This window comes from Oligoflexus sp., from assembly GCF_035638955.1.
GTDB lineage: Bacteria > Bdellovibrionota_B > Oligoflexia > Oligoflexales > Oligoflexaceae > Oligoflexus.
Genome location: NZ_DASQYZ010000477.1, coordinates 1 through 8073, shown reverse-complemented (window position 1 = coordinate 8073; position 8073 = coordinate 1). Strand labels below are relative to the sequence as shown.

Genomic DNA, 8073 nt, shown 5'->3' with positions numbered 1-8073 from the left:
CTGGCACAAAAAAAGAACGGCTGAAGCTATTTTCAGCCGTTCCGAATCTATTTCCCGTTAAATTCTGTCACTATCGTTACGATTGCCGCGAACAATCGGAACATGGAGAAGCGAGAGAGTCAGAAGGAATGGATTCCCTCTGACCGGAATCGATCTTGCCTTTTCAGACCAACCAGACCAGGGAAAGCCGGCAGGACTTTCTCATCATATTGATAATGAAAATCATTTGCAAGATTTAATTTGCTCGTTCCACCCCGAGCGTGGAATGACGTATAGGTTGATTGCTTTTGCAGCATATTAACAGTAAACAAGCGAGGACCAGGAAAAGGACCTTCACGTGTTCGAAGACAAACTTCAGACTTTCATAAGTCAATACGACTTTTCGCGTTATATTCTGCACCAGAAACTTCTGGAAGCATCCCGGGGCGATCTGTTTCGAGCGCGTATGCTGGTCGGTTTGAGCGTGGTATGTCTTGCCTTTGTGCCGACCATTTACCTTTATATGGTGCCCAGTCTCAGCCAAACCTTGGTTATTCATTCCATCGGTTATGCCCTGCTCTTGCTCGGTGCCATCATTTCCCTCGGCGTCCTGCGTTTTGTGGGGTCTTTTCGTCTGGCCGCGATTGCGCTGCTGATATGCCCTTTGGCAGGTCTGACTCTTTTTGCCTGCCAGGAACGGGTGGCGGTCGCCGGTACGTATTTCTGGTTTGCGGGTCTCGGTCTTTTTGGGCTTTATGTGCTGGGTTTGCACCTGGGAAAATACTGGTGCTTCATGGTCCTCCTGGTGCAGATGACTCTGATCCAGCTGTTCAAGGACCGGGCTGAGATGGTGCCCGTAGGCATGACCCGAGTCGATTTCGTGGATATTTTTTGGGGCGATGTCCTGGGTGTCACGCTTGGTATATGGACCATAGCCGCGCTTTATGAACTCCAGCGCCAACGCTTTGAAAGGGATCTGCGGAAAGCCCAGGCTGAAATTTTGCGGCATCAGGAAAAACTGATGCATGATGCGCGTCTCACCGAACTTGGGCAGATGGCCGGTGGTGTGGCTCATGAAATCAACAATCCCCTGGCCATCGTTCACGGCTACACCGTGCGGTTGAAGCGCGATCTGGAACAGCATCACCCGTTGACTGCAGAACAAGGCGCCATGTTCGCAAGTATTGAGCGCAGCTGCCTTCGCATATCAACCATTTCCCGTGCGTTGCTTTCGTATGCGCATGAAGGATCCTATGAGCAGGATGTTGTGTTCACCCTCCATAAACTCCAGGAAGAATGCATGGAGCTTTGTCAGGAACGCATGCGGAGTCGCGAGATTCAGCTGCGCGTGGACAGTTCGGATCCAAACGAAAAAATCAGCGGTAAATACGTGAAGCTGCTGCAGATTATTGTGAACTTACTGAATAACGCGATCGATGCTGCCGCGGCCTGTCCTGAAAAATGGATTCACCTGCAACTTTTTCTGCAACCGAAGTCGCTTCATGTCTCTGTGATCGACAGTGGGGCAGGTGTCCCCGAGCACCTGCGCGATCGCATCACGTCGCCCTTTTTCACGACCAAACCCATAGGCAAGGGCACGGGTCTGGGGCTCAGCATCGTGGATGGCATCATTCGGAATGTGAACGGACAGTTTTATTTGGACACAGGGGCTCCGCATACGCGCTTTGTGGTCCAGTTTCCTGTGATGCAGGTGTCTACGGAGCCCTGATTTCAGTTGATCGGTTCGCGGGGATCAAAAGCAGCGAGAAGATCAGCGAGCTCATCCGCATGCTCTTCCTCAACCTCCAGAATGGATTCCAAAATGCGGCGTGTGGTGGGATCAGTCGTGCCAATAAAACGAATGGCCGCGCTATACGCATCCACAGCGATGCGTTCGGCGATCAGGTTTTCCTTGATCATATCGACCAGACTCTCGCATTCGACATAATGAGTATGGCTGCGCCGACCAAAGCTGGCTGGATCCAGATCAGGTTTTCCGCCCAACTGCTTGATGCGATCAGCCAGCTGGTTCGCGTGACCTTCTTCCTGCTTCGCGTGTTCAGCGAAATGTTTGGCAATAGGTTCCGCGTGCAGGCCCTGGGCTGATTTGGCATGTTGGGTGTAACGCAGAACGCAAATCCATTCGGTGGCCAGGGCCGTATCCAAAATTTTCAAGATGGCATGGCGATCGGCCTGATAGTTCTGGGTGATGGCCCCTTTTTCCATCTGGCTGCGGGCGCTTTTGCGAATCTGCTCAATATCCAAAATAAATTCACTCATGCTTCGACTCCTAGGCAAGCGTTCGATCCCTTCTTCCTTCAAGCCGTGTGCCAGGTGGGAAAGGATAGGGGAACCTGCCTATTGCATACAACGAGGGTGTATGAAGAACGATGCATGATGGGTCGGCACAACCTTTGCTTTCATGAAGAAAGGGTAAATACCCTTTCACGGATGAGAGGACGACACGATCATGATCACCACGATTCGATCCACCTTTGAAATGATGTTAGCCGCCATCCTGTCATTGGCGGCCATGATGTCCATCGCGGTCATGGTTACGGTCGTTATTCTGTTGTCCGGGGCTGCTCTGATCACCATGGCTGTCATGTCGATCGCAGGATGATAAGGGGGCGTTCGTTCAGAACTGCCCCAGCATGCGGGAAATCAAAAAGGCCATTTCCAAACTTTGCGAATAATTCAGCCGCGGATCGCAGTAGGTTTCGTAGTTGCGGTCGAGTTGTTCCGCGGTGATGCCTGCGGCTCCCCCAATGCATTCTGTAACATCCTGGCCGGTAAGTTCGAAATGGATGCCACCCAGTGGACTGCCGAGCTGCTTATGCACCTCGAAGTTCTCCTGAACCTCACCTAAAATCGCTCCAAAGTCGCGCGTCTTGGTGCCGTCCTGGGTCTTGATGCCATTGCCATGCATGGGATCCACGCTCCATACGACCGGAATCTGAGCCGCTCGCACGGCTTGAATCAGCCCGGGCAGATGCTGCTTGACCTTGCCGTGGCCGTAGCGTGAGATCAAGGTCAGCTTGCCTTCTTCATTCAAGGGGTTCAGCGCCCGGCAGATGCTGATAATGTCCTTGGGATCCGATGTTGGCCCAACTTTCAAGCCGATCGGGTTGGCAATGCCGCGGAAGTATTCGATGTGAGCCCCATCCAGCTGCCTCGTGCGATCACCAATCCAAAGCATATGCGCACCCAGGTTATACCAGCGGTTCTGTTCAGGCACGAAGTGGGTGAGGGCCTCTTCGAGCGGCAACAGCAGCCCTTCATGAGACGTATAAAATTCCACCGAACGCAGACTTTCTTCGCGATTGCCGAGCGCTTCCATAAAGACGATGGCATCACGAATGTTGCTCACGATCCGCTCGTAATCGGTACGCTGCGGCACCTTATTGACGAAGGTCAGGTCCCAATTCTGGGGCTGATGCAGATCCGCGAAGCCACCTTTGGTCAAGGCGCGAACATAATTCAAGGTGCTGGCCGCCAGAAGGTAGGCGCGTTTGATCCGCTGGGGATCCGGTTTTCGTGCCTCCGCGGTCGCTTCAAAGGAATTGATAATGTCGCCGCGATAAACCGGAATTTCCTGTCCATCAACGATTTCCGTATCCTGGGACCGGGGCTTGGCGTACTGACCGGCAATGCGCCCAATGCGGACCACGGGTTTGCGCAGGCCATAGGCCAGGACTACCGACATCTGCAGCAGAATCTTTAGTTTGCTGGTGATCGCGTCCTTGTTGCAATCCTGAAACCGCTCGGCACAGTCGCCGCCTTGCAGAACAAAAACTTCACCTCGACCCGCGGCGGCCAGCTGATGTTTCAGCCGATCCACCTCACCTACAAAAATCAGTGGAGGAAGCTTGCGCACTTCCCCCAGCACCTCGTTCAGCAAGGCTACGTTTTCGTATTGCGGCTGCTGCTTGATAGGGCGCGCGCGCCATGATTCGGGTTTCCAATTGTCGGCTTGGGTCTGCATACAGGTCCGTCCTTTGGGTTCACGGTCTTGCAGTCTAGCCGAGGCTGCAGGGAAGTCCAATGCTTTGCTGAACCGTGGAGGACAAAAAAAGTCAGGCAGGTTTGTGCATTCTGGCCGCATAGGCCTGGATCATTGTCAGGACATTGCGCAGTCCACTGCGACGATTCATGGACAGCAGCTCAGTTATGCCGGCTTCGGCCAGAAAATCAGGGGACAGACTTTCAATCTCCTGCGGAGTGCTGTCATTATAGACCTGAAGTAGCAAGGCGATGATGCCTTTCACGATCATGGCTTCAGAATCAGCCATGAAGCGAAGACGCTCGTTCTGAATCTGCGGCACCAGCCAGGCGCGCGAGATACAGCCCTTCACCAGAAAAGGCTCTATTTTCAGCTCGGCGGGTAAGTCAGGCATATCCTTACCGTATCCGATGATGGCCTTAAGCCTTTCATCTTTATCTGAAATGCCTTTAAGTTCCGCCATGATACGGTCCTTGCGGGCGATGATGTTTTCCATAAATTGTCTCCTATCTCGCAGACTTGCCAGGGCCGAGCCTAAAGCTATACCGAAGACCCGGAGGCTCTGCAAGCGACGCCGAAGACATCCGGAATTTGGGCAGAATAATAAAGACTTGGCGCTTGCCCTCAAGAGACCGGAAAAAAAGACCGATCCTGAACACTGGACCAAAAATCGATTGGGAATAGAGGGGGCTTCAGTGGGGAACTTCACAAAAACTGTGCTTGTTGCGGTGACTGCGGCGTGGGCCGGGTCGGCCTGCAAAGCTGGCAAAGGGCCTATGGCCCCGGATGAACAGGTGAAATTTTACGACGGCAGCGCCGACGCAACTTCCAACGAAAATCAGCCGATAGGTACTATTGAAGGACAGGACGTTGTTCTCGGCAATAACCCAGGGGGAAATCCCAATGACGGCACTCAAAATAATGTTCCGCCCGGAGCTGATCAGCAAACTCCCCCGGCAAATGGTGCGCCTGGTCCTGGCACCCCAACTGCCACACCGACGCCAACCCCGCCAGTTGCACCGCCATTTTACCCGGCGTCTTGTGCGGAGATTAAGAAGGCGAAGCCAGATGCGGTTAGCGGCATCTTCAAAATTTATTTAAACGCAGCCGCCGAAACGCGCGTTGCTCTTGATGCGTCCTGCGACATGACCGAAGACGGTGGTGGCTGGACCTTGGTTCTGAACTATTCTCACAAAGCCAATACCAATCCACCTTTGTCGGTGCGCGCCGCGGATTTGCCTCTGCTTGGCAGCGATACGCTCGGCACCGATGAATCTGCACTGGTGAAAAACTGGGGGCATGCTGGTAATGCCATGCTCAACAAATTCGCTGTGAAAGAGTTGCGCTTTTACTGCCGCAGCTCACAGAATCCACGCATTATTCATTTTAAAACGCTGGATGCCAACTGCATCACGTCCGCTCAGAAAGGGACGGGCAGCTGTGTGAATGCTGGGGCTGCTGCAGCAGGCTTCGTGAAACTCACGGGCCATACCGGAATCCTGCCTGCGTTAGCGAATCGCTCCGAAATCAATCAAGTCGATTTTGCCCTGACGCGCGATAGCTTTACCAAGGAAGAGGTGGGCAACGATACCACCTGGGCTCTACGGGCGAATAATGATAACGCCTGGGAATGTGACTTCGGCTCGAACGATTTTGTGGATGACACGATTCATCGTATCTGGTTCCGCTGAAAACCGCGATAATTCCAGCTTGGCATGTAATCTGCAAAATCCTCCTCGACGCATGGGCGAGGAGGATTATCATGCAAAACATATCTGATGAAAAACAACAGCCGCGCAAACTGCAGGGAAAAGTGGTCCTCATCACTGGTGATGATGTCGATAAGGGGCGCGATGTCGCCGTCTTTTTCGCTAGGGAAGGCGCTGATATCATTATCAACTACAAGCCTCAGGAACAAAAGGAAGCGGTGGATACCGTGCGGTGCATTCGTGCCGAAGGCGGTCGCTGTTTTATGGTCCCTGGAAATTTACAGGACATCACGGCCAGTAAAACTCTCATCGAAAAATCACTGAAGCCCTTTGGCCGAATTGATATTCTGATCAACAATCAGGTGAAGAGCGTGCCCCCTGCTCTTCAAACTGGAGAGCAGGGTGGACGAGGATAGACTTAGGTGGCGTGGTCTTGAGTCAGGGCCTGGACGGTACCACAGGCAGCCTGATCAGCATGCGTCATACACTTACTGATGCTTGCGCTCGGGGCGTTTGCAGGTGCTGCCCGTTCCGTGTCCAGCCGTTGCAAAGGTTCACCTTCCACGCGAGTCGGATAGAGCAAGCAAAACAAGCCAACCAACCACTTGAAAGTCGACATGGCAATCCCCCTTTCACGCAGGGTAGTAAGGGTGCTGGATCTGCAGATGCACTTTATTCACATCAAAGATGCGATAGAAGCGTTTGAGTCGCAGGCCTTCCATGATCATGAGCAAGCCGAGAAAGGCAGCATAGGCGCCGACCATCCAGGACACGCCCACAAAACCAGCCGCTGGGAAAAACGTGAAGGTCGCGGCTAAAGCCAAAGCTCCGACACCACCCAGCCCCAGAATAAAAGCTCCCGGAACACAGCTGGCTTTACTGCAACGGAACGCCACACCCAATTTCAAAACGCCACTGACAAAGGCCCAGCCTGCGACGCAAGCCATGATGGTCAGGACACTCGTGTCCCGAATCAGGCAGGTCACGACCCCGGCCACAACACCTGTCATACCTTCAAAAAACACGGTCCACGACCAGCGTTCATCCGTCCTGCGGGCGAACAGAGTGAGCCAGGCGAAGATTCCATCGCTGAACATAAATCCCGAGAAGAGCAGCACCATCGCGGTCAAGGTGAGACTCGGCATGGACAAAGCCACCGAGCCGAACACCAGGGCGATGACGCCACGCAGTGACCATAACCACCAATTTTTTTCGAAATATTCGATCATACAGAACTCCCTGTTTAAATTTTCTAAGCCCAGGATTGCAAATCCAGGGCCACATTCGTCCGTTTGGGTAATGCTCTGCAAGAAGTGTCGAAAGGCTCGACGTTTCGCTGGAATTTGTCATTGTGTGGCCGCTGGCAGGCTGAACAAATCATGGGCTTAGCGGTGGTACAAGCATTGCTCTGCGTGGAATGAACATCATGCCAGCTATCGCCGTGGAAGGAATCTTGCTGTGAAAACGAGCCCCATATTCTTAGTGAGCGTTTTACTTTGGACCGCCTGTTCCGCACAATCCACTTATCGTGCCCAGCCCAGCACGCGAGGCGTCACCACACCTGGGGATGCCGCGACCGCCGATGCGGACGAGGATAAGAGCACCGTGACGAACGACGTCGCCGATACGACTCAAGCTCCTGTCGTGAAACCATCTCAGCCTGCGACGCCGGCGGCCCCTGCCGTCCGCAGTTCGCAAGGGACGGGGGGCGGAACCGGCCTTGTGGAAGTTCCATTTACGGATTCCACGGGCCTTGCCAGTTCCTATAAAATCAATGCGCCAGCCGATGTGGGGCAAAAGGTTTACGGTCTGCACATCCATTTGCATGGGGATGGCGGCGGCGGTTATCGTGACTTTCCCAACAAGGAATTGCGCTATGATTTAATCGGTGTGACCGTGAAGGCCCCGAACACCAACTTGCAATGGGGACGCGTGGCGGGTCGAGCCCATGCGCTTTATGTCAATGAGCTGATTCAAAAAGAACTCGTTAAGAAATATAACGTCAATCTCGATAAAATCTATTTTTCCGGTGTGTCCGGTGGCGCTTATTTCCTGATGGGCTCGTTCATTCCTGAGTTCGGTCAGAACTATAATTCGGCTGCCATGGTGATGTGCGGTGGCGAGCCCCCTCGTGTGGCGTTCGCTGATCCGGCTATGCTGGGCAAGTTCCGGATCCATGTGGAGGTCACCGCGGGTGAGCGTGCGGATATTCTCACGAGCGTGCAGAACACCGTCAATGCTTATAAAGGTGCAACGGCCTCGGCGGGCGTATCCGGCGATCAGCAGGCCAAGCTGCAAACGGTCAATATCCAGGGTGCTGGTGGGCACTGCGAGTTTGATGGCGTCAGCTATACCACGGGAATCCAGCAGGCGATCGATACC

General features: G+C 53.5%; 10 protein-coding genes. 5 read left to right on the top strand and 5 right to left on the bottom strand.

Going from position 1 to position 8073, the window contains the following annotated elements; translation table 11 throughout:
• The first annotated feature begins 337 nt into the window (after positions 1–337).
• Complete coding sequence (locus tag VE954_RS38815) at positions 338–1708, top strand: sensor histidine kinase (RefSeq protein ID WP_324963323.1); 1371 nt, start codon at positions 338–340, stop codon at positions 1706–1708.
• A 2-nt stretch (positions 1709–1710) separates the two neighbouring features.
• Here the strand turns inward: VE954_RS38815 and VE954_RS38810 are convergent, their stop codons facing one another.
• Positions 1711–2259: a ferritin-like domain-containing protein gene (locus VE954_RS38810; protein ID WP_324963321.1), complete on the bottom strand. Its 549-nt coding sequence runs from the start codon at positions 2257–2259 to the stop codon at positions 1711–1713.
• A gap of 190 nt (positions 2260–2449) precedes the next feature.
• On the opposite strand from VE954_RS38810, the gene VE954_RS38805 reads away from it, so the two are divergent.
• Positions 2450–2602 (top strand): hypothetical protein, encoded by a 153-nt coding sequence (locus tag VE954_RS38805; RefSeq protein ID WP_324963319.1) that lies wholly within the window; start codon positions 2450–2452, stop codon positions 2600–2602.
• Positions 2603–2617: 15 nt separating this feature from the next.
• Here VE954_RS38805 and VE954_RS38800 read toward each other — a convergent pair whose 3' ends face one another.
• Together VE954_RS38800 and VE954_RS38795 are read right to left on the bottom strand one after the other, a co-directional pair.
• The gene (locus VE954_RS38800) at positions 2618–3964 is read right to left on the bottom strand and encodes a class II 3-deoxy-7-phosphoheptulonate synthase (RefSeq protein ID WP_324963317.1); all 1347 of its coding nucleotides are present in this window, start codon (positions 3962–3964) and stop codon (positions 2618–2620) included.
• 91 nt (positions 3965–4055) lie between these two features.
• Positions 4056–4478 carry a SufE family protein gene (locus VE954_RS38795; RefSeq protein WP_324963315.1) on the bottom strand — a complete coding sequence of 141 codons (423 nt, stop codon included), beginning with the start codon at positions 4476–4478 and terminating at the stop codon, positions 4056–4058.
• Between the two features lie 199 nt (positions 4479–4677).
• Between VE954_RS38795 and VE954_RS38790 the strand changes: the two genes are divergently transcribed.
• Both VE954_RS38790 and VE954_RS38785 read left to right on the top strand, forming a co-directional pair.
• On the top strand, positions 4678–5673 hold the full coding sequence (locus VE954_RS38790; RefSeq protein WP_324963313.1) for a fibrinogen-like YCDxxxxGGGW domain-containing protein: 996 nt from the start codon (positions 4678–4680) through the stop codon (positions 5671–5673).
• A 71-nt stretch (positions 5674–5744) separates the two neighbouring features.
• Positions 5745–6107 (top strand): SDR family NAD(P)-dependent oxidoreductase, encoded by a 363-nt coding sequence (locus VE954_RS38785; RefSeq protein ID WP_324963311.1) that lies wholly within the window; start codon positions 5745–5747, stop codon positions 6105–6107.
• A 2-nt stretch (positions 6108–6109) separates the two neighbouring features.
• On the opposite strand, the gene VE954_RS38780 is transcribed toward VE954_RS38785, so the two are convergent.
• Together VE954_RS38780 and VE954_RS38775 are read right to left on the bottom strand one after the other, a co-directional pair.
• Positions 6110–6310: a hypothetical protein gene (locus tag VE954_RS38780; RefSeq protein WP_324963309.1), complete on the bottom strand. Its 201-nt coding sequence runs from the start codon at positions 6308–6310 to the stop codon at positions 6110–6112.
• A 13-nt stretch (positions 6311–6323) separates the two neighbouring features.
• Positions 6324–6920 (bottom strand): HdeD family acid-resistance protein, encoded by a 597-nt coding sequence (locus VE954_RS38775; RefSeq protein WP_324963307.1) that lies wholly within the window; start codon positions 6918–6920, stop codon positions 6324–6326.
• Between the two features lie 229 nt (positions 6921–7149).
• Between VE954_RS38775 and VE954_RS38770 the strand changes: the two genes are divergently transcribed.
• The coding region (locus VE954_RS38770; RefSeq protein WP_324963305.1) for a hypothetical protein at positions 7150–8073 on the top strand (924 nt) is incomplete at its 3' end.

Excerpts from the sequence above, each read along its gene's own strand:
- VE954_RS38810 (WP_324963321.1), bottom strand. The coding sequence starts at position 2,259 with ATGAGTGAATTTATTTTGGATATTGAGCAGATTCGCAAAAGCGCCCGC.
- VE954_RS38775 (WP_324963307.1), bottom strand. The coding sequence starts at position 6,920 with ATGATCGAATATTTCGAAAAAAATTGGTGGTTATGGTCACTGCGTGGC.
- VE954_RS38800 (WP_324963317.1), bottom strand. The coding sequence starts at position 3,964 with ATGCAGACCCAAGCCGACAATTGGAAACCCGAATCATGGCGCGCGCGC.
- VE954_RS38780 (WP_324963309.1), bottom strand. The coding sequence starts at position 6,310 with ATGTCGACTTTCAAGTGGTTGGTTGGCTTGTTTTGCTTGCTCTATCCG.
- VE954_RS38795 (WP_324963315.1), bottom strand. The coding sequence starts at position 4,478 with ATGGAAAACATCATCGCCCGCAAGGACCGTATCATGGCGGAACTTAAA.
- VE954_RS38785 (WP_324963311.1), top strand. The coding sequence starts at position 5,745 with ATGCAAAACATATCTGATGAAAAACAACAGCCGCGCAAACTGCAGGGA.
- VE954_RS38805 (WP_324963319.1), top strand. The coding sequence starts at position 2,450 with ATGATCACCACGATTCGATCCACCTTTGAAATGATGTTAGCCGCCATC.